Here is a 26949-nt window from a genome sequence, read left to right as displayed (position 1 = left end):
ATTCAACAAAACACGCAAAGTTCAAATAGTACGTTGATCTATCTCTTACTGTGGTACGTTCTTACAGTAAGAGATTTTTTTGTTTAAAAACTTGTTATGTTTGGCAAAACTAGTTGTAAACTGTCCGTACAAATGTATAATTAAACTTATTTAAATAGAGTACTGTTTTTTAGAGAGTTTATTAAATAGTTTGGCAAAAGTAGAAAAGAGGTAGTTTGATGGAAACAAAATATAATAAGGTAAAACAAGATATAAAATCAAAGATTTTAGATGGTACATATAATTCCAATCAGAGAATAAGCTCTGAAAATGAATTAATGAGAGAATTTGGTGTAAGCCGACATACAATAAGAGTGGCTTTAGGTGAATTAGTAAATGAAGGATGGTTGTACCGTGAGCAAGGAGCAGGAACGTTTGTAGCAGAACGAACAAAAGAGGGTATTCGTCCAGAGAACAAAATAAAGAATATCGCTATTGTAACAACGTATATTTCGGACTATATCTTTCCATCGATTATCCGAGGGGCGGAGGCTTACCTAAGTAACCAGGGATATCAAGTTAGTTTATATAGTACAAATAATAATCATGAAAATGAAAAGCGTGTTTTAGAAAGTATTTTATCTCAAGATGTTGATGGGGTAATTATTGAACCGACAAAAAGTGCTTTTTCTAACCCAAATATAAACTATTACTTTAATTTGGAACGTCTAAATATCCCATACATAATGATTAATGCCTTTTATGATGAGCTTGAGCCATTATGCTTAGTCGTCAATGATGAATTAGGTGGCTTTATGCAAACTGAACATCTTTTAAAGTTAGGTCATAGAAATATTGTTGGTTTTTTTAAAACAGATGATTTACAGGGCATTAAACGGATGAAGGGCTATATTAAGGCACATCGTATTAATCAAATTCCAATTTCCCCAAACAATATAATTACCTATTCTTCCGAAGAAAAAACTAGGAAAGCCCCAGATGAACTGAAAAAACTATTATCTTCTGAAGAAAAACCAACTGGAATTATTTGTTATAATGATGAAATAGCTCTAATCCTCCTAGATGTTTTACGAGAAAAAAAGCTACAAGTGCCTAAAGATGTTTCGATCGTAGGGTATGATGATTCATTTTTAGCTCAAGCTTCAGAGGTGAAATTAACGACGATTAATCACCCAAAAAATGAAATGGGAGAAACAGCTGCCAAAATGATTGTTCAGCTTGTCAAAGGTAAAGATGGTCCTAATAGAAAATTCGATGTAAAAGTAGAGACAGTCATTTATGAGCCTGAATTGATCGTAAGAAGTTCTACAGCAGAGCTGTAAATGAGGGCGGGACAGATACATCCAATCGGGGTTTATTAGATATCTTCAATCTCACTTTCATGACCTGCTCCGTGTGAGCGCTTATGGAAATCTGAAAATAATTGCTAAGCTTTCCCGAAAACAATCGCTATTCCCCCTAATAAATAAAAGCTTCTCGTGAAGATACGAGGAGCTTTTATCTTATGGACAGATAAGTAATAATAAAGGTGGATTTAATAAAAATCCCTTTGTGGGCAATAGCTAAGGAAAGTGTCAATCCCTACTATGAGCTTCATAGTAAGGATTTTTCAGATCAATAATCTATTCCATTTATCTTCAAGTGAGCACGAAAGATCTCCATCATTGAAGGTACATCTTGATTTTCTGTCCATGCTTCATGATTCCATATTGCAGCTTCACTCAATGCTCTAGGACAATGAATAAAACATTCCTCAACGTCTACACCTATGCCTAGTAAAGGAGGTTTACCCTTTAAGTTCATTTTCTCAAGAATGTTATTATCTTTAATAATTGTAGCTTTCCCATTCATGCGCAGCACCTCGTCAAAACCAGGGATTAGAAAGATTAAGCCAACATGAGGATTAGAAAGGATATTTAAAATCGAATCAAGTCGTTTATTACCAGGGCGATCTGGAATGACTAGCTGATCATCATTTAATACATAAATGGAACCTGGTTGGTCTCCTCTTGGGGATACATCACAGTTGCCATTAGCATCAGATGTAGCAAGAAATAGAAGTGGTGATGCTGCGATAAATTTTTTAGCTTGTTCATCTATCTTTGTAATTGTTTTCTTTGCAACAAGGTCATGGGGGTTACCAATGAGTTTTCTCAGTTCTTCTTCTGATGTTATCGCAGTATCTTTAAAATTTACTGTCTTCACTTGACCATCCTCATTTCTCATTGTTCGTTTTAAGTTAACATAACATAATTGACGTTTGGAGACTAGTGGGAAAAGTTGCTTAATTTGAACTTATAGAAACATAGTACACGTCCATACACTATAATAATAGTGGGAGTTGAAGTCCATTAACACGGCTTCACTTTCCTCTTAGAAGAATTGATATTTACACTATGTTAGCATGATAGTTATAATAGATTTAATCTAAACGGCAGCCTGGAGTGATGATATGTTAAGTAAGTGGGGAATTTTTCAACGCTTAATTATCTTAATCTGTTTATTGTTAATACCAGTAATTCTCATTTACAGTTATTCCAATCAGAATATCCAAAGGAGCCTGCAAAGGGAAATTGAGTCTACAAGTCTTAATCATGTAAAGTTTTTTTTAGAACAGTTTGAATCCTTAATCGACTACTTTGAAAACGCTTCCATAGTTTTTGCGCAAGATCCAGATATAACACAATTTCAATATCATCATTTGTATAGTGACAGCTTTGAGCAACTCGTTTCTGTTGATAAAGTATCTACGAAGCTATTATTTCAGAGTACGGTAAATGAACCAGGAAGTTATTTTGCAGTCATTTCTCCTCAATCTGAAAAAAAAGTTTTTTCCTATAACTCCAGTGTGCATACGATGTCGTATTTATCAACTGAAGATGATATTAAGCAACAGTGGTATTTTAAAGAAGATACAATTGGTATTGACAAAAATACCCTATTAAAGTGGAATGTTCTCATTCCTTCCTATGCCTATAATGATTTGGAGAAAACCAAACTAATTGTACAAGTTGGAATATCAGAAGAAAGAATAAGAGATTTATTAGATCAATTTAAGCAGAATGGAAAAGGAGACCCTTTGTTAGTGTTTGATGACGCCTCTTTAATTACTAATCGAACGGTAAATGAAGATATTGCATACCCAATTCTTAATAATTTACAAAAATCCTTTTATAACGAAGCGGGAAATATAGTTATTAAAATTGCTAGGAAGGACTATCTAGTTAATTATGTAAAGGTCCACCAACTAAACGCATATCTCATAAATTTTGTACCTTTACAAGAGTTGTTTGTGCCAGTAAAAAGAGGTCAAAAATTATTTTATCTAACAGTCATGCTCCTTATTTTACTTGGAATATGGCAAGTAGGTTTACTGTATAAAAACGTAAAAATTCCTATTAAAGAGCTACTAACTGGAGTACAAAGTTTTGAAAAAGGTGATTATTCAGTCCGTATAAAGGCAAGAAAGGGCTCAGAATTTTATTATTTATTTAATGGATTTAATAGAATGGCAAACCGTATTCAAGAACTGATTGAAAGAATATATCTTGAAAAGATACGAGCAAAAGATGCCACCCTCAAGCAGCTACAATCTCAAATAAATCCGCACTTTTTATATAACTGTTTATATTTTATTGAGAGCATGGTTCAGCAAGATAAAAAGAAGGCTGCAAGTGAAATGGTGATGAATTTAGCAGATTACTATCGTTCTACCATTCAAATGGATGATAGTTTAGTCGAACTAAGAGAAGAAATCAAAATTGTAGAAAACTATTTAAAAATACAAAGACTAAGAATGAACAGAATTAGCTATAAGATACTTATACCTGAAAATATTCTTAATTTGAAGGTGCCAAGATTAATTATTCAACCACTAGTAGAAAATTCTATTATCCATGGTATCGAAAAGAAACTTACAGGAGGAAGTATTTTTATTTATGCAGAAAAAGAGTGTAATGAATATCGAATTATCATTGAGGATGAAGGGGAAGGATTAAGTGAACAAGATATAATACTACTTGAAGCTAGTCTTAGCAACCATGATGAAAATAACGATAGAATTGGTCTTCACAATGTACATGAAAGGTTGAAGTTAACCTATAATAGTCAATCAGGTCTAAAATTTGAACGATCTAAATCTGGTGGTTTAAAAGTAATAATTTATATTTTTACTTAACTATCAATCATGGAAGGCGAGGGTGCTATGTATAATTTACTTGTTGTTGATGATGAACAATATGTGACTGATTATCTGACAAAAACGGTATCCTGGGAGTCAGTTGGAATAGATAAAGTATTTTCTGCACTCTCTGCACAAGAGGCAATAGAAATAATGGAAAGTGAACCAATCGATATAATAATTACTGATATACGAATGCCTGGTATGGATGGTATTGAGCTAATTAAAGTAATTAATAATAAGTACCCTACAAAATGCATAATGCTATCTGGCTATGCAGATTTTAATTATGCAAAAGAAGCGCTAAAGGCAAAAGCAGTAGAGTATTTACTTAAGCCAGTAAGGAACAGTGAAGTACTTGAAGTGGTTAGTAAAACTGTAAACATGATTAAGGATGAAAAAAAACAGCAAGAGCTATATCAATCTGCATTACACACATTAAAAGATAATTCACAAGTGATGAGACAAAATTTTTTCCAAGAACTTATCGAGGGAAAAGAATATACAGATGAGATGATAGATCATAAAGTAAACCAGCTTAATCTTCCTTTAAAGCAAGGTGATTTTTTTACTACTATTATGATTAGGGTTGAAAAAGAAACAAACACAATTTCAGGAAGTTTATCCCTAGAGATTTTTGCCACAATGAACATAGTAAATGAAATTATGGAGCCTAATTTTGAGTTATGCTACTTTAGAGATTCTTTCAACTACCTTGTTCTTTTAGTTAAATATAACAAAAATTATAATAAATCTTTGCTCGAAAAATCAACAAAGGAAATTGTACAAATACTTAAAAGTTCTATAGATATTGATATTTCAATAATATTACTTCAAAATGGGATCTTTCCTACCGATGTAATATCTCAATACCAACAAGCTATGTTGAAAATGCGTAGAAGTGTAGGACAAAGTAATAAAACTATAGGAATAACAAGTCTTGAAGAATTTGTAGACACGACCTACACTAGTGCTTTGTATGAACCCCCAAGCTTCATGTATGTATTAGAGGAAGGCAATTGGGATGAAATTGATAGGAGGTTAGACAGTATTTTTGAGGAATTAAGATGTAAGGATAATCTAAATCATGATCAACTGATGGAGGTTTTTTTTCATCTAACGAACGCATTTATCTATGTCATTCGAAAAAAAAATTTACAATTACATGATGTTTTTGGTCTTAAACTGGAAAAGTTATTTACTCCACTAAACACTCTGGTATCATTGGAAAGTTGGGTTCGAGATATAGTACATGGTGTGAAGCAAAGTATAGTCATTGATCAAAAAGGAGAAAGAGTAAAGATTGTGCAAAAAGTGAAGGGTTACATCGATAGCAACATTGCAGAGGATTTATCTTTACAAAAAATATCCGACTTTGTTTACCTTCATCCGACCTATTTGTCAAAGATATATAAAGATGAAACGGGTGAAACATTGAGCGACTACATTTGCAGAATTCGAATGGGGAAGGCTGCGCATTTGTTGAGACACACACACCAAAAAATAAACGATATTTCAAAAAAAGTGGGATATAGCAACCCTTCTTATTTTATCAAGGTGTTTAGAAAGTATTTTGTATTAACACCACAAGAATACCGTAAAAAATAAAATTATATTTTTATAGGCGGTTATATTAATATGAAAAAAGAAAAAAATCTTCTACTAATTATAATTACCTTTATATTTATTTTTATTGTACTAATTCACTTTCTTTTCCAAGAAAAATCGGTTGATACATCTAACCAAAATGACAAAGATGTTCAAAAAAATAATCAGTTAGGAAAAAGTGTTTACTACACTGCGATATTTAAAGAGGGGAGATATATCGAACCCGTTAGAATTACGACAGCTAGAGTATTGGATGGTAATGTTACATTTAAAAATGGAGAGACAATGAAAGAAAATGTGCATACGAGATGGGCAAAAGATACTTTAGGGATAGAAATCGACACAATATGGCATACAGATACACTAGAAGCATTTGCGATAAAAATCCGCCTATTATTAGCTTCTAATGAAGAGCTTCCAGACATTATCCCTACAAGGGATATGGGGTTAGCACAAGAACTAATTGATTCAGGATTATTTATGCCTATTGATGAATTATTTAGAACATATGCATCAGACATATGGAAAGAGGCTGCTGCTATTGACCCAAATGTTTGGACGCCTTTTATGAGGGATGGATTAACGTATGGAATTCCCGTACTAGACTTTACGTATAACAATGATCATATATTATGGATTCGAGAAGACTGGTTAGAAAAATTAGAACTAGAGGTACCAACTACGATGGGGGAATTGGAGAAAGTCTTACATGCATTTACCTATTTAGACCCTAATGGTACAAAGCAACATGATACCTATGGCTTAGCATTTTCTTATAGGCATGATTTAGAAGAACTTAGTTGGATTTTTGGCGCATATGGTACAATACCTAGTTTTTGGCATGAAGATGTATTGGGAAATCTAACATATGGTTCCGTTCAACCAGAAATGAAAGATGCATTAAGAATAATAAGTGAATGGACAAAAAAAGGTTATGTTCCAAAAGAAGCCTCATTACTTACCTGGTTGGATTCAGCGGAACTGTTTGTTACTGGGAGGGCCGGTATAATCTCTGGTCCCCATTGGATGCCAACCTGGCCTCTAAACGAGTTAGCAAAAAACATCCCGGGTGCTAAGTATAAGCCTATAAAAATTCCTGCTGGTCCCACTGGACAAGCTATGCGCTGGGGGAACGACACTTACAATGGTGTAATATTGATCAATAAGAATATGAAGCATCCAGATGCATTTTTTGTATACCAAAACTATTTATTTGACAATTATGCAAATCCGATAGAAGGAAGTCCCTTCGAATTTGGCTTAGCTAAAGATTATGACTGGACATTGGTGGATGGGCGACCAACAACAGTCCCAGAAAAAATCCCTGGTGGCTGGGCTAATGTAACAAAATATACGTTAATGTTTGATGGTGCGAGAATACCAGATATATATATGAGTAGTTTGGCAAAATTTCATAAAGGGAAGAAACCCGAAACCCCATTTGAAACGATTATACATGGGAAGTTTCCTCCAGCCGCTTGGGAAGCGGCTGCAATCTTACTTGAACAAAAAGATATCTCGACTACTGATAAATTTCAAGGACCACCAACTAAAACTATGGTTGATATCTGGGGTTTTTTAGAAGGGTTAGAGAAACAAATGTTAACTAATATTATGACTGGAAGCGCGGAGGGCGATACATTTGATGAATTCGTAGAAAGGTGGAACAGTAAAGGCGGGCAAATGATAGTACAAGAAGTTAATGAATGGTATCAGGAAACAAAATACCTTGAGAGAAATAAATTTCTGTCCAAATAAGTTGTGAAATTATTGAGATTCTGAAAAAAAGTGAATGGCAAAAAACAAGGGTACGGTAACTCGTACCCTTGTTTTTTTATAAAAGGTTTTTTAACTCACACGGAGAAAGGATTACTATTATATTTAAATTTTTTAATTCACTTGCTGTAAAGTCTAAGTTCAAATTTAATATGAAATTGAGATAGTTTCATAATCCAAAGATTTTATTATATAAACAAAAAGTAAATTAACCTATATTTAAATTAACAAGATCCTTAAACTGTTTCTTTAACTACAGGGTGCAACATCTGACATAAAGGTGCGCTGCTAGTTTATATGTAAACGCTTTCCTTTTGTTGAGGTGCTCCGGATGAAAGGAAATAGTTTAAGTAATGATTTTGCAACAATGAAGATGACCAACTTTTGAGGAGGGATTAAATCTAATTAGAACGATATTTTTAATATTAATTAAATTAATTAACAAAGGGGTGTTTAAATTGAAAAGAAACTTATTCAAAACTATGAATTTGATGGTTATTATTTTTTTCGCAGCTTTGGTTAGCGTTGGATGTAACTCTAATTCAGAAACAGGAGGAAAGTCTGAGCCATCTGGTGAAGGAACAACTGATTCCTCTGGTGAAAAAGTAACACTTGATTGGTGGGATTGGGGGACGCTTCAAGGAGTAGAAGCAATGACTACTGCTCTGTTTGAAGCATTTCCAGAATATGAAGATCAGCTTGAAATTAGTGGTGTTCTTCAAGAGAACGAGCAAGCTATGGCATCGCAGTTGAGGCTTCTATTATCTGCCAACGAAAATGTCCCTGACATTATTAAATTTAATAGAACACAAGTCATAGAGTTTGCGCATGCGGGTATATTAGAAGATCTAACTAGTCACGTTGCTCCATATTTGGATAATGTCGTCCCAGGTGGTCATGAATTAATGATGTACGGTGAAGAAGTAATTGCTTTCCCTTATGAAATAAAGCCAAAAGTTTGGTTCTATAGAACAGACATGTTTGAAGAAGCTAACATTGATGTAAATGACATTAAAAACTTAGATGATTTTATTAATGCTGGTAAGAAATTAAAGCAACATTTTCCCGATAGTTACATGTTTAATATGGGCGGAGAAATTGCTACGTATACATTGCAAATGGTACTAAGTGGTAATGGAGCGAAATTTGTAGATGATGATGGTAACTATATTGTTAATAAAGATCCTGGAGTTCGAAAAGCCTTTGAAGCGTTTAAAGAATTAACCGACTCTGGTGTAGTAGTAAACATTGGTGATTGGACTCCAGACTGGGAACATGGATTCGCTGACGGAACAATCGCATCAACATTACTTTCTGGTTGGTTTGTAAACTTCCTCCCAACTTATGCTCCAGATCAAAAAGGCTTATGGGGTGCGACTACTTGGCCTGAAATTGGAGGCGCAGTAGGTGGAAGTGATGCTGGAGGATCCGTGTTTGTTGTCCCAAAAAATGCTCCTAATAAAGACCTAGCGATCGAAATACTAACAAAATTAACTTTAACTGAAGAAGGTAGGGTAGGCTTATTTAAACATCGTTCTATTCTTCCTATTATTGAGTCAGTACACAATGATCCTATCCTACAAGAGCCTCATCCTTATTTCGGTACAGCGTTAATGGAAGCTAATCGAAAGGCTTTAGAGAACTTTAGTGTCTTTCCATTCACACCGGCAACATCCTTAGAAATGCCAATAGTGGAAGAACACCTTAATGCTTATAGAAGTGGAAGTGTAACACTTGATGAAGCTTTGGATAGGGCACAGCGAGATTTAGAAACGCAAATTGGAAATCCATTTGATTTTTAAGTTAAAGTAAGAGGCTGGGACAAAACAAAGTGTCAGACACCGCTAGGCACCGAATATAGACATATGATAAATCTGTACGTCTATATTTAGTATGATCCGCGTGGTGTCAGACACTTTTGTCCCAGCCTCACTAATAAGGAGGGTTATCCGTGGCTATTATTCAGAAACAGGCTCAAACGATCGCCCAAAAAAAGAAAATATCTTTTGGTAAAAAGAAAAGCTGGGATAAGCTAGTGCCGTATATGTTTATTTCACCATTTATATTTACTTTTTTTGTATTCTTTTTATTTCCTTCTATTTATTCGTTTGTTTTAAGTTTCTATCGTTACAGAGGATATGGGGAGGCGAGATTTGTTGGAATTGACAACTATCTAAATTTATTGCAATATCCAACTTTTTGGACAGCTGTCTATAATACGATGTTTTATTTAGTTATTCATATATTCCCAGTAATGATTATTTCCTTTTTATTAGCGGTTGCTATGAATTCCAAATTCATCAAATGGCAGAAAGTATACAAACCATTGATATTCTTACCTCAAATTATGGCGGTTGTAGCAGCTGCCCTAGTATTTAGAATTCTTTTTTCAACAAGAACTGGTGTAATTAATAATGTCTTCGGAACACAAATCCCGTTTCTTGAAGATCCGTCCCTTATGAAATGGACCGTTGTTATCTTAATAGTATGGAGAGCAGTGGGGTGGTTCTTAGTCATATTTTTGGCAGGGCTCACTACAATTAGTCCTAGTCTAAATGAGGCAGCTGAGATAGATGGCGCAAATGCTTTTCAACGCTTATGGTATATTACGATCCCATTAATGAAACCAATTCTTTTATTTGCTTTTGTAATAGACACGATAGGTTCCTTGAAGATCTATGCAGAACCATTAATACTAATATCTGGTTGGATAAATGCCCCTACACATGTTATTCCAATAATGGCTTTATTAACAAACAACCTACAGGGCGGAAACTTCGGAATGGCCTCTGCGGTTGGTTGGGTATTATTTCTAATGATTCTCGTTGTATCAGCCATACAATTTAAGCTTTTCAAAGGGTGGGGGAGAGAATGAAACTAAAAATAGTTAAATTTTCACTGAATATTGTAGTTATTATTATAGCTCTACTATGTTTATATCCATTCATAATTATGGTTATTGGTTCACTGAAAACTGCAGCAGAGCTTTCATCTAATCCTGCAGGTATTCCATTGAGACCAACGATTGAAAATTATATTAGGCTATTAACTCATAGTGGCGGACTTGTAGCGCGCACTTTCTTTAATGCGATTTTTATTTCTGTGACACATGTAGTACTTACGCTAGCTGTTTCTTCATTAGCTGCGTTTGCCTTTGCGAAATATACATTTAGAGGAAAAAATATTATGTTTGTTATCTTATTGGCAACTATGATGGTGCCTTTTGAGTTAGCAATTCCACCTTTATATGTAATGCTTAGTCGAATTGGTTGGCTGAATACTTATTCAGTTCAAATATTTCCAGGTATTGCTAGTGTGTTTGCGATGTTTTTGTTAAGGCAATTTATGATGAAAATACCGGATGATTTAATAGATGCAGCCAAAATTGATGGAGCAGGTCATATTCGGACATTTCTTAGTGTCATAGTGCCAACTTCTGCCCCAGTATTAGGAGCATTAGCTGTACTCATATTTTTAGGTAAATGGAATGACTTCTTATGGCCAGTTATTATGGTTAGAGACACGGCGAAACTTCCCATTATGCTTATCCTACCTTTACTAAGTGATACAGATCAAACCTACTCCTTACCATGGGAATTAATATTGGCAGGTTGTACATTAGTCACAGTTCCACTTGTTCTCGTATTTTTGAAATTTCAAAAAAAGTTCATGTCTAGTGTCACAATTGGAGCAGTGAAAGAATAAGGAGATAGCTCTTAAACTAAAAAATATGGGAGAGATAACTATTATGAGAATGAACGGGTTAATATCCCCTCAGCTTAATTCGGATGTGTTGGTTATTGGTGGTGGATTTTCTAGCGTTTCAGCTGCATGTGAAGCGGCAGATAATGGGATGAAGGTCACCCTGATCGAATCCCGTACTTATCTTGGAGAAGAGTTAATGGCTACTCTAAACTCATGGGTTTCATCGGAAGAATATGATCAAATTAATGATTTGTTTAATTGGAAAGACAAAAAGTATGTTAAATTACTCGAAAATGAAAAGGAGTACCCGATAATACCAGATCAACTGAAACTAGCATTGGAAGAAGAGCTCCTTGCTAGAGATATTAAATTAATTTACAATGCAAGAACAATTGGCTGGGAAAAAATAAATAATTTATATAAGGTTGAGATTGTGGGTAAATTTGGTATCAAATATATCTATGCTAAACATGTTATTGATGGAAGTGAAAATGCGGTTAGTCTTAGAGGGTCTGTCAGCTCGAAGCCACGATATCAAGATAAGGTAGTTTCGAGTAGAACCTTTGAAGTAAGCGGTGTAAATCTGGAAGCGTTGGAGAAACAGTCCATCGAAATTCCGAAGGAACTGACTCCTGAATATAAAATCTATAAAGGAGCTTATGAGAGAGGACATCTATATATTGAGTATACAAATGAATTACAGGTAAACTCACAGAAAAATTGGTTAAACGAACAAGAAATTCAATCTAGGTTTCTCACCATGGATATTTTTAAATGGTTAAAGACGACACATGAGGCATTTCAAAAAGCTCGTATAGTTAATACAGCACATAAGCTTTCTATTCCTCCTTTAAGAAGGGTTAAAAGTAATCACAATTTAAAAGGTACTGTAAGAACTTCCTTTGGGGACATTCCGCTTCGTCAGTTTTATAGTGAAAATGGGATCTGGGTGGCTAGTGGTGCGGCAGACTTTCCTAATGATATATCAGAATCTACCTTCAAGAGTCCAGTTGCCATGTTACAAATTGGGAAAGCGATTGCTCGTCATTTATCCGCCCATGAGTTGGTAGCAAAGGTTACTGGTTCGTGTATTCTACCAGTACAGAAACAAGTAGTTGATGTATTGGTTATAGGTGGAGGTACAAGTGGTGCCTCTGCGGCCATTGCTGCAGCAAGGAAAGGAAGTAACACGTTACTAATTGAAATGAATACAAGCTTAGGTGGATCTGGTACTGTTGGAGGAGTGGATAGTTACTGGTTTGGAAGGCGTAGTGGATTTAACCTGGAAGTAATAAAGTGGGTTTCTGAAGTTCATGAGTGGATGGGAATAACATGGACTGGAAAAACTGCGGAGAAATGGAATGTGGAAGGGAAAATGTACGCACTATTAAATGCTGCTCAAAAAGCAGGAGTGGAAATTCAGTTTAATAGTGTTTTAGTTCAAGTGAAAAAGAAAAAAAACAAAGTAATAGGAGCTGTTGTAGTTACTCCAGAAGGTATTATAGAAATTACCTCAGAAGTGATCATTGATGCAACGGGTGATGGTGATGCAGCTGTTATGGCAGGTGCGGAGCACTTCTATGGTTCTGACAGGGAGAGTGCTACCATGTGGTACTCAAAGGTTCCGCAAATCAAGCCAGGTGTTTATATGAATAACTTTACAAGCACAGTAAATGTTGGTGATGCAGATGATTATACCCGAGCAATTTTATCAGCACGAAGAAGATTTGTTGGATATGATCATAGTCCTTATCTAGCAGTAAGAGAGTCTCGGCATATTGTTGGTGAGGTTAGATTGACATTAACGGATCAACTAACCTTTAAAAAATGGCCAGATGTGGTAAATATCGCTTTTAGTAATCATGACATGAAAGGCCATACTAGTTCAGAGTGGGTCCGCTTAGGATTAATACCCCCAAACTTAGAAATTGAGGTTCCATATCGTGCGTTAGTTCCTAAAGATATTGATGGATTAATTATTACAGGTAAAGCTATATCAGCGACACATGATGCCCTCCCAGCCATCAGAATGCAGGCAGATTTAGAAAATCTAGGAGCAGTTTGTGGAATAGCTGCAGACATGGCAGCTAAACAAAAAAAGGAACTGAGAAATCTAGACATCTCTGAGCTACAAACTAATCTTATTGAGTGGGGGATTATACCTGAGAGTGTGGCAGATAGAAAGATGCAAAGTGTAAAGCAAAGTAAGGAAGAGATGGCTTATTGGGTATCTCAACTAAATGATGAGGATAAACTCTATGAATTTGCCAATATGAATTTCATAGACATTCATACAGAACCAATTCCTATTGTAAAAGTGTGTACTGCTGGCAGAGAAATTATCCCTTTGCTTTATAAGGAGCTAGAAGATCAAACCTCCCCTAGAAGATTAATGGCTGCTAGGGCGTTAGCCTGGTACGGTGACCGAGCTGCAACACCTATATTAATCGAGTACTTAGATCCCGTTCTTGAACTGGACGAATTACCTGGAAGAGAAGCAAAAATTAAATATGTACACGCACCACCTGATCATGGAGCCATGCCAGAGCCAGCCTATTTATTATACACTTTAGCAATGGTAAAAGATGATAGATCTATCTCTGTATTGGAACGTGCTATCGATAAATTAAAGCCTACAAAGGAAAAGTTTACTGATGTTAATCACGGTCTGTTCTATTATGTAGATAGCATTTGTCATATTGCTGAGCGCTTAGGACTACGAGCGTGTATTCCAAGCTTGGAGAGGCTACATTCCGAAACGTTATTTCACAATAAAATGAATAGAGACGTTATACAGCAAGATTATTTTGAAGAGCGAATGGCATTTTTAGAAATAGTTATTGGTAGAGCGTTAGCTCGCTGTGGCAGTAAGGGAGGTTTATCTATTATCATTGATTATTTACAAGACTCACGTAATTTACTAGTTCAACACGCTTATCGAGAATTAGTAGATATTAGTGGTGAAACATTAAGAAACGACCATATGGAATGGAAGCAATGGCTTTCTAGTTTAGAAGAGTTAGAACCTAAACCATGGGTGGAACCAAAAGAAATGGTATAGTGATCCACTGAAAAAAAGAGTGATTTGGTTGTAATTGCTAGAGGATTGAAAAAAGTAAGTGAAATTACTAGAGAGTTGCCTTGTGAGAAGACTTCTCTCTTTTTCAATTCAAGAAAAAACTTAAAATGGATGATGGCTAGAAGTCAGGAGTCGTTATACTCAATTCCATTATTGAAAAGTGAACCTATATTAAAATGAAGTGGAAATTTTACGGATTGAAAATTAACTTTTTTAAGAGAGCTTTTATAAGGGAGGATTGACATAAATGATAATTTCTAACTTAATTCCTAGGATTAGTTACGGTGGGGACTATAACCCAGAACAATGGGAAAGGTCGGTATGGCAAGAGGATGTCGAATTAATGAAAGAGGCAGGAGTGAATATGGTCTCCCTCGGTATTTTTAGCTGGGCAAGCTTAGAAAAAAAGGAGGACGATTTTTCATTTGAATGGTTAGATGAGATCATGGATTTATTACATGATAATGGGATTTCAATTGATTTGGCAACAGCTACGGCTTCAACACCAGGGTGGTTTGTTCGAAAGTATCCAGAATCACTTCCGGTGGATGAGAAAGGTAGCCGATACGCCTTTGGAAGTAGACAACATTATTGTCCTAATAACTTTGATTTAAAACGGCGTATTCAAGTCATAGTTACGAAACTGGCAGAACGTTATCAATCACACCCTGGGTTAAAAATGTGGCATATTAATAACGAATATGCATGTCACGTTTCTCGTTGTTACTGTAATACATGTGCAAATGCGTTTCGAACGTGGCTGAAAAATAGATATGTGAATTTGGAAGAATTAAATGACCGATGGGGTACGCGGTTTTGGAGTCAATATTATTATGAATGGGAGGAAATAAATCCTCCAAGAATGGCCCCTACCTTTTCTAATCCAGGACATGAGCTAGATTATACTCGATTTATGAATGATTCCATTTTTCAATTGTATTTAACAGAAAGGGATATCTTAAGAAGGTTAACACCAACTATTCCAATTACAACGAATTTTATGGGACCGTTTAAGCCTTTAAATTATTTCGAGTGGGCAAAGGAAATGGATATAGTTAGTTGGGATTCATATCCTGATCCAACAGAGGGTACCCCAGTCACACAAGCGATGTGGAATGATCTGATGCGAAGTTTTCGTAAAGGGCAGCCTTTCTTTTTAATGGAACAGGTAACAAGTCATGTAAACTGGCGGGATATTAACGTACCGAAGAGCCCAGGAGTAATGCGGGCGTGGAGTTATGCCACAATTGGACGTGGGGCAGATGGAATACTATTTTTTCAATGGCGCCAAAGTAAAGCTGGCTCAGAAAAATTTCACGGAGCGATGGTTTCCCATGCACCAAAAGAAAAAAGTAGAACTTATCAAGAAGTAAAGCAATTAGGGAATGAATTAAAGAAACTTGAAAAGATAACCGGTTCCACTATAGAAGCGAAAGTTGCAATATTATTTGATTTTGAAAATTGGTGGGCATTCGATCTTCCTTCGAAACCACACAATAAAATAAATTATATAGAGCAAGTTCAAAATTACTTTCGTCCTTTTTATGAAAAGAACATTCCAGTAGATTTCGTACAACCAAGCGATGATCTAGAGCAGTATGATTTAGTTTTAGCACCATTATTATATATGGTGAAACAGGGAGAAGATAAAATGCTCGAACAATTCGTTTCCAAAGGCGGAACATTAGTAGTTTCCTTTTTTAGTGGCATAGTCGATGAGAATGACCGAGTACATTTAGGTGGTTATCCAGGTCCGCTGCGCGACTTGCTAGGAATATATGTTGAGGAGTTTGTTCCTTTGGCAGAGAATGAATGTAGTACTTTTAGTTCAAATAATAAAGAGATCAGTTGCGGTTTATGGCGTGAACATATTCATCTAGAAGGAGCCAATGTGTTAGCTGCTTTTAAAGAAGATAATTTTCTTGGGAGGTCACCTGTGATCACAGAAAACCAATATGGTAAAGGAAAGAGTGTTTATATTGGAACAGATCCAGAAAGAGGCTATCTCTCTGAATTACTCCTAGAATTGGCAAGTGAGAAAAATATTTCACCGCTATTAAATGTTCCTGAAAACGTAGAGGTAAGTGTGAGGGTTTCAAAAGAAAAGCAATTTCTTATAATAGTGAACCATAATGATGAGCAAGTAACCGTAAATATTCCAAATTTTGTTGATTATCAAGCAATAATAGGTGCCGATTTTGAAGAAGAGAATTTGGTCCTATGTGCTTATGGTGTCGCTGTACTGGAAAAGTAAAAGACTAGAGTTCTGCTTTCGTATCTCTCCTGATAAGGGTCCAATATCTAATTCTTTTTAAAGATACAATTTTTCGCTAAGGCGATGTTTTGTGTCTTTTTTTTGCTAAATTATGTATTAGCCTTTTTAAACAATAACTCACCAGTAATGATATTATTATAAAAGGTTTATCTGATATGATGAGTTTAATATCCCCCTTTTGTGGCTCTAATCATGATTAAGTAAATTGGAACAAGAGAACTGGATGGCATCTGGTACTAGCGAGAACTTTTTTACGTGAAATGATTTTTAATTGAGATAGAGCATGCTCACATTGAAAAGTCCTTTCAATGTGAACCGTTACGGTTAAATTACAATTAATCTGAGGTGATGAAACAAATGCATTACAAAAAAGTGAGATATACATATACTACAGCGGAGGATGCATTGCCATTGTATGTGGAAAGTGTCGGTTTTAACCCACAAGAGCAAGACTTCACGAGACCTGAAGGTTATCCTTACTATCACTGGTTACAGACGATAGAGGGAGAAGGCAGATTTACTTTTAATGGCCAAGAGTATAGTTTACCTAAGGGACGTGGAATTTTATTGAAACCGTATACACCGCATTCCTATGTTACATCAGGGAGGAAATGGTCAACGGTTTATGTTACTTTTGGCGGAGTGTCTGTAGTGTCAATTTTAGATTCTTTAAAATTGAACTATTCAAGTCTTTATACTGATATGGAAAATTTGCCATTCGCCAAAATCATAGAAGAGATGTTAAAAAAGATTGAATCCGATTCGGAATTTTCTAGGTTGGATTTATCTAGCTATTTATATAATTTTCTTATCCATTTACGAAAATATGGGAAGGTTAACAACCAACCATCGCTTTCCCATTTATACGATAAAGTTCGTCCTATTGTCGAATGGCTTGAGACAGTCTATGCAGAAGAAATTGGCTTAGAGGACATGGCAAAGCATTCAAATGTAAGCCCTCAATATTTAAACAGATTATTTCAAGAAACCTTCGACGTAAGCCCGTATTCCTTCCTTATTCAGCTAAGGATACGAAAAGCAAAAGAACTACTAATTCAAAATCCTGAAATTTTACTGAAAAATCTTGCGTTCCTCGTAGGCTTTAACGATTGTAGTAACTTTGTTGCTACCTTTAAAAAGAAAGAGGGAATTACTCCAAAAAAGTATCGTGATTTATATGTGAAGCAAAAGTTGTAAATTAGAATAAAAATCTTAATACGCTGCCTTTTGGGGCAGTTTTTTTTATTTTAAATAATCTAAATAACCCCCTTTTTTTTAGATAGTCGAAACGAGTGAATTAATTCAAATTTAGCCTCTATGGTAAATGTTTAAATTTTGCAAATTAACTATGATGAAGTTTCATATTTTTATATAAACAGATAATTTATTCATACAATAAAGGATTGGTATCGTTTACAATGGTGTTGTATTCTTACATTAAGAAAGAGGGGAAACACTTATGAAAAAACTTTTAATGCTGTTAGTAGTTATGTTTGCTTTATCTTTAGTTGTAATCGGATGTGGACCAGCTGATGAAACTCCAGATACTGCAAAAGAAGAAACGGTTGGTACTGATGAAGAAACTGCAAATGTTCCAGCCAAACCTGATAAATTAGAGATTTGGGCAAATGATGATGACTATCAATTTGCTGCTGTAAAATATTTAGTTGACCAATTTGTAGAAGAACACGGAATTGAAGTTATTGTCACACCTAGATTAATGGCAGATCAAGACGAAGCGTTCGCTTTAGATGCCCCTGGGGGAATTGGTCCTGACCTTATTTTCCAACCGCATGATCGATTAGGGAACTTAACATCACAGAATTTGTTAGCTCCACTAGAAGTTGATGAAGCAACATTAGCGCAATACACAGCAGAGGCTGTTGGTGCATTTATGATAGATGGTGTGGCATACGGTGCACCGTTAGTAATGGAAAACACAGCTTTATATTATAACAAAGACCTCGTACCAGAAGTGCCAGGCACAATGGAAGAGCTTTATGACTTAGCAGAAGGATTAACAAATGTTGCTAATGATGAATATGGATTTTTATTTGAAGCTTTGAACTTCTACCATGCGTTTCCTTGGATTGGTGGACATGGTGGCTATGTATTTGGACAAGACGCTGATGGAAACTATGATCCTGAGGATATTGGTTTAAACAATGAAGGGGCGGTTCGTTCATACGAAGAGATCCAATCGTTATTTAATAGAGGGATTGTACCACGTGGAATAAATGAGGATGTATTAAATGGTTTATTTACACAAGGGAAAGTAGGTATGGTTGTTTCAGGTCCTTGGGCTTTAGCATCTTATTCAGATGCATTAGGTGATAGCCTGGCTGTTGCGCCACTTCCACTATTATCTAATGGTGAGCGACCTACTCCGTTTGCTGGTGTGAAGGGTTGGTTAGTATCTAATTATTCTGATCATAAATATTGGGCTTCTCAATTAGCGTTACACTTAACAACTGCTGAATCTCAAGCCTACTACTATGCTGAAACGGGAGAAATTCCTGCCCGTCCAGATGCAAACATTGATAATGTTTTTGCAGAAGGGTTCTTAGCGCAATCTCAAACAGCAATACCAATGCCGAACATTCCTGAAATGGGCCAAGTTTGGGCGCCAATGGCAGATTCATTACAATTTAATGCAGCAGGAGACAACGCAAAGGAAATTCTTGACGAAGCTGTTGAGGAAATTCATGAATTTATCAAAATGATGAAATAAACATTTTTTAGGGATAGGAAGGCACTTAGCCCTTCCTATTCTCATTCTATCGTGTATAGGAGGTTAATGGATGGAATCAAAACAGCAAGACGAACCTGTAGGAACAAAAAGCAAATCCCATAAATTCTCCAACCATAATCCAAAGTTATCGTTGCTTTTATCGGTTATACCAGGACTAGGTCAATTTTATAATCGTCGATTTATGAAAGGGTCGGTCTTTCTCATTTTAGCAGCTTCATTTTTAATCGTCTTTACTGATTTTATTAATATCGGATTGTGGGGGATTTTTACTCTTGGAACTCAACCAGGGAGAGATCACTCCCTAGTTTTAATTATCCAAGGATTAGTTACAATCATCCTTCTTTTGTTCAGTGCGGTGTTTTATTATATTAACTTGCGTGATGCTTATAAAGATGCATCAAAATTAAAAGAAGGCTTTGGCATTCCAACGTTAAGAGAGGCCTTTCATAATACGTATGATAAGACATTTCCGTACTTTTTGGTAGGACCAGGATTATTTTTAGTCATTTTTTCTATCATTTTACCACTTGGTTTTATGCTTTCACTCGCGTTTGTAAACTATTATTTACGAAATTCTCCACCCGCGAATTTGTTGGATTGGGTAGGATTTGATAATTTTGTCTCGCTAGCAACGACGCCAATGTGGCAAAACACGTTTATGAGCGTTTTTAGCTGGACAATTATTTGGACGTTAGTAGCGACAACTCTTCAAATCGCGTTAGGGTTATTCCTTGCGATCTTAGCTAACGATAAGCGAATTAAATATAAGCGTACGGTAAGAACAATGCTTATTTTACCTTGGGCTGTCCCAGGTTTTGTAACAATCCTAATCTTTGCGGCGATGTTTAATGATGGCTTTGGGGCAATTAACCGTCAAATTATGGAGCCGCTTTTTGGTTTAAGTATTCCTTGGATGACAGATTTGTTTTGGACAAGAACAGCGATCATATCTATTCAAGTTTGGTTAGGATTTCCATTTGTTTTCGCCTTGTTTACAGGTGTTTTGCAAAGTATATCTGACGATTGGTACGAAGCAGCTACTGTCGATGGCGCTAATCGTTGGCAGAAGTTTAAGGCGATTACCTTCCCACATGTGATGTACGCTACTGCTCCGCTAATGATCATGCAGTACACACACAATTTTAATAATTTTAATATTATTTATCTATTCAACGAAGGGGGACCAGCAATTCGAGGACAAAATGCTGGTGGAACCGACATTTTAATATCATGGGTGTACAGTTTGACCTTCCAACAGCAAAACTATAGTATTGCTGCGGCTATTTCTATGATTATCGGGCTCATTGTTGCTATATTTGCCTTTTTCCAATTTCGTCGTACTAGCACATTTAAAGAGGAGGGGAAAATCTATTGAGATTAAAAACGAAAACAAAAAGCAGATTAGAAGTCATGGGTATTTACTTCATTTTTGCAGTGATGTTTGTCATCATTGCTTATCCCCTCTTATGGGCGGTGGGAATTTCTTTAAATCCTGGTCGTAGTATGTTCTCTGCCAGTATGATTCCTGAAAATTGGAGCTTGGAACATTACAAGTGGTTGTTTTTTGATGACCCAAGAGGTCGGTATGTAACTTGGTATAAAAATAGTTTAATTGTCGCAGGTTTTACCTCGTTGTTTTCGGTAATCGTTTCAACTTTTACAGCTTATGCCTTCTCTCGTTATCGTTTTGTGGGCAGAAAGAACGCAATTTTTATTCTATTAGTCTTACAAATGTTCCCGATACTGATGGCAATGGTTGCCCTTTACTTGTTATTAAATTTAGTAGGATTACTTAATTCGTTAACAGGGTTAATTATCATCTATGTAGGTGCAAGTGTACCTATGATGACCTTCTTAGTGAAAGGGTATTTCGATACAATTCCAAAAGAACTAGATGAAGCGGCGAAAATAGATGGAGCAGGTCATTTGCGGATTTTTGTACAAATTATGCTTCCGCTAGCGAAGCCAATTTTATCAGTTGTAGCACTTTTCCAATTCATGACACCGTTTATGGACTTCTTATTGCCGAGAATTGTATTAAGAAGTGAAGAAAAGTATACATTAGCTTTAGGGTTGTTTAACTTTGTAAGCAATCAGTTCGACAATAACTTTACCCGTTTTGCAGCAGGGGCCATGTTAGCGGCAATACCGATTGCATTACTGTTTCTTTTCTTACAACGGTATTTGATTGCGGGGTTAACTGCAGGAGGAACGAAAGGGTAAATGTACAATCTTAACTAAAGCAATTAGAAAAGGTGATTAGATGAATAAAAAATTTCCACCTATAAGTGGTAAAATTCCAAACATGTTACATGGAGCTGATTATAACCCAGAGCAATGGTTAAATTACCCAGGCGTTTTTGAAGAAGATATTCGCCTGATGAAACTAGCAAATTGTAACGTGATGTCTGTTGGAATTTTTTCATGGGCGACATTAGAGCCTGAAGAAGGAGTATTCCAATTTGGATGGCTTGATCATATCCTCGATACATTTGCAGAAAATGGAATTTATGCATTTCTTGCCACTCCAAGCGGGGCGCGTCCTGCTTGGATGTCTCAAAAGTATCCGGAGGTACTCCGTACAGGGGCAAACCGCGTGCGAAACCTGCACGGGGAACGACACAACCATTGTTATTCTTCACCTGTTTATCGGGAGAAAGTAAAGATCATTAACACGAAGCTTGCACAACGCTATGGAAATCATCCGGCTGTCATCGGCTGGCACATTTCCAATGAATTAAATGGTGGATATTGTCACTGTAATCATTGTCAAAATAATTTCAGGGAATGGCTGAAGAAACGTTACGGCACGTTAGATCAACTCAATCATGCCTGGTGGACAACGTTCTGGAGTCATACGCTCACAGATTGGTCGCAGGTTGAATCTCCTGCCCCTCATGGGGAAAAGTCGGTACATGGTTTAAACTTGGACTGGAAACGATTTATCACTGATCTATCTATTGACTTTATTAGGAATGAGGTTACGCCTCTTCGAAAGGTCAATCCGGAATTACCGATAACGACGAATTTCATGGAAACCTTTGAAGGGTTAAACTACTTTAAATTTGCAGATGTATTAGATTTTGTATCCTGGGATGCGTATCCAACATGGCACGATGCCGATGATACAGTCGATCAAGCCGTTTTGTTCGCCTTTAATCACGATATTATGCGCTCTATTAAAGGTGGCCAACCGTTTGCATTAATGGAGAGTACACCAAGCTTAACTAACTGGCAGAGTGTAAGTAAGCTCAAGAAACCGGGAATGCACTTATTATCATCGCTTCAAGCAGTAGCTCATGGCTCTGATACGGTTCAATACTTCCAATGGAGAAAGAGCCGAGGTTCAAGTGAGAAGTTTCATGGTGCTGTTGTAGACCATGTCGGCCATGAACATACACGGGTATTTCAAGATGTAACGGAAGTAGGTACATCGCTTAGTAGCTTAACAGATGTTATTGGTACTTCAGTAGAAGCTGAAGTGGCAGTCATATTTGATTGGGAAAATCGCTGGGCGATAAAGGATTCTCAAGGGCCTCGAAATAGCGGAATTCATTACGAGAAGACTGTATTGAGTTACTATAAGTCGTTTTGGGAACGTGGAATTACTGTTGATGTTATTGACATGGATTTTGACTTTTCTAAGTATAAGGTTGTTGTCGCACCGATGTTATATATGGTGAGATCAGGTGTTGGCGAAAAAGTTGAGAAGTTCGTTGAAAACGGCGGAACGTTTGTAACAACCTACTGGTCAGGAATCGTGAACGAGAATGATTTAACGTTCTTAGGTGGCTTCCCTGGTCCGTTACGTAACACACTAGGAATTTGGTCAGAGGAAATTGATGGATTACATGATGGCCAAAAAAATAGTGTCGTCATGACTGAAGGCAACACGTTAGGTTTGAAAGGTTCATATGTTGCTCATGAATTATGTGACCTAATTCATACAGAAGGTGCGGAAGTCTTAGCAACATATGGAAGTGATTTCTATGCTGGTCGACCTGCACTGACCGCCAACAAGTTTGGTAAAGGAAAAGCTTATTATGTGGCATCCCGCAACGTGGAACCGTTTAATAGTGACTTCATGTCTAGAGTGATTGAAGAAGCAGGTTTGGCTTTGACGATTGCTACTGAATTACCTTCTGGTGTAACAGCACAACTAAGAACTGATGGTGAAAACGATTATATATTCTTAATGAACTTTAGTGATAGTGAACAGGAAGTAGAGCTAGGATCAGATGAATACACAAATATGTTAGAAGATTTTGTAGTGACAGGAACAATATCACTCCCTTTAAACGGAGTAGTAGTGTTGAAGCGAAAAAGTAAAGCAAATGTAGGTCCAAAAGCTTAAGTTTTAACAACTAAAACTAGTAGTAACTAGGATGCTGAGTATAAACAGATTTTATAATCTGTTTATACTTTCAATTTAAATGAAAGCGTTCTATTTGAATTTAAAGAATATCAGTGACTAAAAGGAAGTTAATAGGAGGAAATGTCTATGTCAAAGAAAAGTTTTAAAAGAGTTATCGGAATAACACTAACCATTATTTTACTTCTAGGAAACTTTCCTCTAGCTAGTCTTGGAACAACAGCAGCACAAACGGCTTCACTTGTAACTAATCATAGTTTTGAAAATGATTTAGTTGGGTGGCAAACCAACGGTAGCAATGCGATTACAACACCAACAAGCGGTTGGCTACCGGCTAATGGTGGAAGTAAACTATTAAACTACTGGAATGCTGGTGCTTATACAGCAGACACGAATCAAACGATAACAGGATTAGAAAATGGGTCTTACACACTGTCTGCTTGGGTAGCGAACAGTGGTGGCTTTAACGAAAAATCAATCTATGCAAAAAAATCAGGCGTTGAAATTGCGAAAAAAGAAATTCCGACGGCATCTAGTTGGACAAAAGTCGAACTGCCGATTGTTGTAGATAGCGGCCAATTAACAATTGGTTTTTATGCAAATGCATTAGGAGGTGGCTGGTTAGGAGTGGATTTAGTATCTCTAGTAAAAGATGCCGACCTGCCTCAAACACCTTCTAAACCAAAAGATTTCATTTATGGTGTTGATATATCAACTTTAACCAAAGTGGAAAATTATGGTGGTAAGTTTTATGATCAAGGTGAAGAAAAAGATGTGCTAGAAATTCTGACTAGCTATGGATCTAACTGGGCTCGATTAAAGATTTGGGAAGATCCGACAGACGTCTATTCTGATGGAATAGCTTATAACGATTTAGAGGATACGATAGTAAAAGCAGTACGAATTAAAGAAGCTGATATGAAGTATTTACTTAATTTTCATTATTCGGGATTTTGGGCTGATCCAGGAAGACAAGATAAGCCAGCATCATGGGTTGATTTATCGTTCGCAGATCTCGTTCAAGCTGTTTATGACCATACAGCAGATACAATTGAGGCATTAATAGAAGCTGGTGCAGCTCCTGATATGGTTCAAATCGGCAATGAAATTAGACCAGGAATGCTATTCCCAGATGGTAGAATAGTAAATAACAATTATAATAATTTAGCTAATCTTTTAAATTCTGGAATAAAAGCAGTTCGTGATACGTTAGGTGAAGAGGTAGACATTATGATCCACCTTGATCAAGGTGGCGAAAATGGTATCTATCGACGATGGTTTGATGGAATTATTGCCGCTGGTGTAACAGACTTTCAAATTATTGGTGCATCCTATTATCCGTATTGGCACGGAACATTAGCGCAACTAGAGTACAATTTAAATGATATCAGTCAACGCTACGATAAAGATGTTGTGGTCGTTGAAACAGCGTATGCATTTACGCTTGCGGATGCAGATGGTCACGGAAATATCTTTACAAGAATTCAAGAAGAAAGAGCCGGTTATCCCGCTACAGTGGAAGGTCAAGCGAGATTGGTTTATGACGTAATGGAAGTAGTAAGAAATGTTCCTAATCAGAGAGGACTTGGAGTATTCTATTGGGAACCAGCGTGGTTAGGTGTTAAAGGTGCAGGGTGGACAGCAGGAGAAGGTAATGGTTGGGAAAACCAAGCGATGTTTGATTTTGAAGGAAACGCTTTAGAATCGTTAAAGGTTTTCACAGAAGGATATGTACCACCAGTACCAGAACCAAGAGAGATTGAAGATGAAGAAATTGATGAAATATTAGCAGGTTTAATTCTACATTCTGGAAATAAACCTGCAGTAGCCTCTGGTAGCGCAGGATTAGGTGGAGGGATACCAAATGCACCTGAAAATGCAGTTGACGGTGAACAAGGGACATCATGGGGTACGAATACAGGGGTTGGAGCATGGTGGCAAGTAGATTTAGAGAAATCAGTATCTTTAGAACGAATTTTATTTACTACTTGGGATGCAGTTAGAGTAGTAGAAATTGAGATTGCAGAGAACGGAGAGCAGTTTTCTAAATTAGGTATGTATGAAGTTAGTGAAGGAAAAATAGACGTTACACTACCTGAAGGTACATCAGCTAGACATATTAGAGTAACGATAACAGAGTCATCTGGTGAATGGGTCGGGTTTAATAACTTTCAAGCATACGGACCACCGCCTCAAAATCTAGTTATTAACCCTAGCTTTGAAGACAGTGATAGAAGTATGTGGAAGATCATTCACGGAAGTGGAACTACACCTCACGCAAGCTTTCAAAATAAAGCTGTAGATGCGCGTACCGGTAATTATACGGTCCATTTTTGGTCGGCGAGTGCTGTAGACTTTAAAGTTGAGCAGACGATTACAGGATTAGCTCCGGGCTATTATAACTTTTCGATGTATCTTCAAGGCGGAGATGCAGGGAACAACCCTGAAATGTATATTTATGCTAATACTACGGAAAAAGAGTATAGGAAAGATACAGGAGTAAAGGGTTGGACAAACTGGAATAATCCAGAGGTAACGGAAATACTTGTTTTAGATGGAACGGTTACAATTGGTGCCCACATAAAAGCAGGTGCAGGTGCATGGGGAACTTTAGACGATTTTTATTTTTATCTTTTAGAACCTGTTCATCAAGAACCAGGTGATGGAGATCAAGAGCCAGGAGATGGTGAAAAAGAGAAGCAATTAGAAAAAGGTAAACAAGAAGAGGTTAAAGCTGACACAGTAATTTTAATAGAAGATAGTAGATCTTCTTTAAAACTGCCAGCTAATTTACCAATTGGAAGTAAGCTAACTATTTTAGAAGTAGATGAATCGAAGAAAGTAAAACAAAGCTCTAAAGTTGCAGGAGATGTGTTAAAGTTTGACTTTGAATATCCTAATGGTGAAGAGTTTACTGGAAACTTTACGTTAGTATTGGCTTATGACGATGAGAATTTTGCAGCAAATGAAGTGGGAATTTACTACTTTGATGAAATTAGCCAAGAATGGATATTTAAAGGTGGCCTAGCAGAAGATGGTGTTATTACGTTAGAAGTACCTCACTTTTCAACATATGGTGTATTTTCAACTAATAATGTAGACCAAACACCAGTACCAGGTGATGGAGACGAAACAGCAGTACCAGGTGATGGAGACGAAACAGCAGTACCAGGTGATGGAGACGAAACAGCAGTACCAGGTG

16 protein-coding genes are annotated in these 26949 nt (G+C 36.5%); 15 read left to right on the top strand and 1 reads right to left on the bottom strand.

What is annotated here, in order from left to right; all coding sequences use genetic code 11:
• Positions 1-218: 218 nt before the first annotated feature.
• Positions 219-1322 (top strand): GntR family transcriptional regulator, encoded by a 1104-nt coding sequence (locus ACK4M9_RS15985; protein WP_409852679.1) that lies wholly within the window; start codon positions 219-221, stop codon positions 1320-1322.
• 292 nt (positions 1323-1614) lie between these two features.
• Here ACK4M9_RS15985 and ACK4M9_RS15980 read toward each other — a convergent pair whose 3' ends face one another.
• A complete protein-coding gene (locus ACK4M9_RS15980; protein ID WP_409852676.1) occupies positions 1615-2205 on the bottom strand; it encodes an MSMEG_1061 family FMN-dependent PPOX-type flavoprotein in 591 nt (196 codons plus the stop codon).
• 247 nt (positions 2206-2452) lie between these two features.
• Here ACK4M9_RS15980 and ACK4M9_RS15975 point away from each other — a divergent pair, with 247 nt between their 5' ends.
• The 14 genes from ACK4M9_RS15975 to ACK4M9_RS15910 all read left to right on the top strand — a co-directional run.
• Positions 2453-4177 carry a sensor histidine kinase gene (locus ACK4M9_RS15975; RefSeq protein WP_409852673.1) on the top strand — a complete coding sequence of 575 codons (1725 nt, stop codon included), beginning with the start codon at positions 2453-2455 and terminating at the stop codon, positions 4175-4177.
• Positions 4178-4204: 27 nt separating this feature from the next.
• Positions 4205-5788, top strand: a complete 1584-nt coding sequence (locus tag ACK4M9_RS15970; RefSeq protein WP_409852670.1) for a response regulator transcription factor — start codon at positions 4205-4207, stop codon at positions 5786-5788.
• Between the two features lie 30 nt (positions 5789-5818).
• Positions 5819-7546, top strand: coding sequence for an extracellular solute-binding protein (locus ACK4M9_RS15965; RefSeq protein ID WP_409852668.1), 1728 nt, complete (start codon positions 5819-5821; stop codon positions 7544-7546).
• Positions 7547-8022: 476 nt separating this feature from the next.
• The gene (locus ACK4M9_RS15960) at positions 8023-9366 is read left to right on the top strand and encodes an ABC transporter substrate-binding protein (RefSeq protein WP_409852665.1); all 1344 of its coding nucleotides are present in this window, start codon (positions 8023-8025) and stop codon (positions 9364-9366) included.
• 149 nt (positions 9367-9515) lie between these two features.
• Positions 9516-10439: a carbohydrate ABC transporter permease gene (locus ACK4M9_RS15955; RefSeq protein WP_409852662.1), complete on the top strand. Its 924-nt coding sequence runs from the start codon at positions 9516-9518 to the stop codon at positions 10437-10439.
• Positions 10436-11269: a carbohydrate ABC transporter permease gene (locus tag ACK4M9_RS15950; RefSeq protein ID WP_409852659.1), complete on the top strand. Its 834-nt coding sequence runs from the start codon at positions 10436-10438 to the stop codon at positions 11267-11269. The genes ACK4M9_RS15955 and ACK4M9_RS15950 overlap by 4 nt, the downstream gene beginning before the upstream one ends.
• A gap of 43 nt (positions 11270-11312) precedes the next feature.
• Positions 11313-14330 (top strand): FAD-dependent oxidoreductase, encoded by a 3018-nt coding sequence (locus ACK4M9_RS15945; protein WP_409852656.1) that lies wholly within the window; start codon positions 11313-11315, stop codon positions 14328-14330.
• Between the two features lie 265 nt (positions 14331-14595).
• Entirely contained in the window at positions 14596-16602 is a 2007-nt protein-coding gene (locus ACK4M9_RS15940) for a beta-galactosidase (RefSeq protein WP_409852653.1), read from the top strand.
• A gap of 378 nt (positions 16603-16980) precedes the next feature.
• Positions 16981-17820: an AraC family transcriptional regulator gene (locus tag ACK4M9_RS15935; RefSeq protein ID WP_409852651.1), complete on the top strand. Its 840-nt coding sequence runs from the start codon at positions 16981-16983 to the stop codon at positions 17818-17820.
• Positions 17821-18082: 262 nt separating this feature from the next.
• A complete protein-coding gene (locus tag ACK4M9_RS15930) occupies positions 18083-19354 on the top strand; it encodes a sugar ABC transporter substrate-binding protein (RefSeq protein ID WP_409852649.1) in 1272 nt (423 codons plus the stop codon).
• Between the two features lie 70 nt (positions 19355-19424).
• Positions 19425-20750, top strand: a complete 1326-nt coding sequence (locus ACK4M9_RS15925; protein WP_409852647.1) for a carbohydrate ABC transporter permease — start codon at positions 19425-19427, stop codon at positions 20748-20750.
• Positions 20751-20785: 35 nt separating this feature from the next.
• The gene (locus ACK4M9_RS15920; RefSeq protein ID WP_409852900.1) at positions 20786-21598 is read left to right on the top strand and encodes a sugar ABC transporter permease; all 813 of its coding nucleotides are present in this window, start codon (positions 20786-20788) and stop codon (positions 21596-21598) included.
• Between the two features lie 40 nt (positions 21599-21638).
• Positions 21639-23729, top strand: coding sequence for a beta-galactosidase (locus ACK4M9_RS15915; protein WP_409852644.1), 2091 nt, complete (start codon positions 21639-21641; stop codon positions 23727-23729).
• A gap of 147 nt (positions 23730-23876) precedes the next feature.
• Positions 23877-26949: glycosyl hydrolase 53 family protein (locus ACK4M9_RS15910; protein ID WP_409852641.1), on the top strand; the 3073-nt coding region annotated here is incomplete at its 3' end.

The organism is Anaerobacillus sp., from assembly GCF_046314235.1.
Classification (GTDB): domain Bacteria; phylum Bacillota; class Bacilli; order Bacillales; family Anaerobacillaceae; genus Anaerobacillus.
Note: the sequence above shows the minus strand (reverse complement) of the source record. Positions and strands in the feature narration are given on the sequence as shown.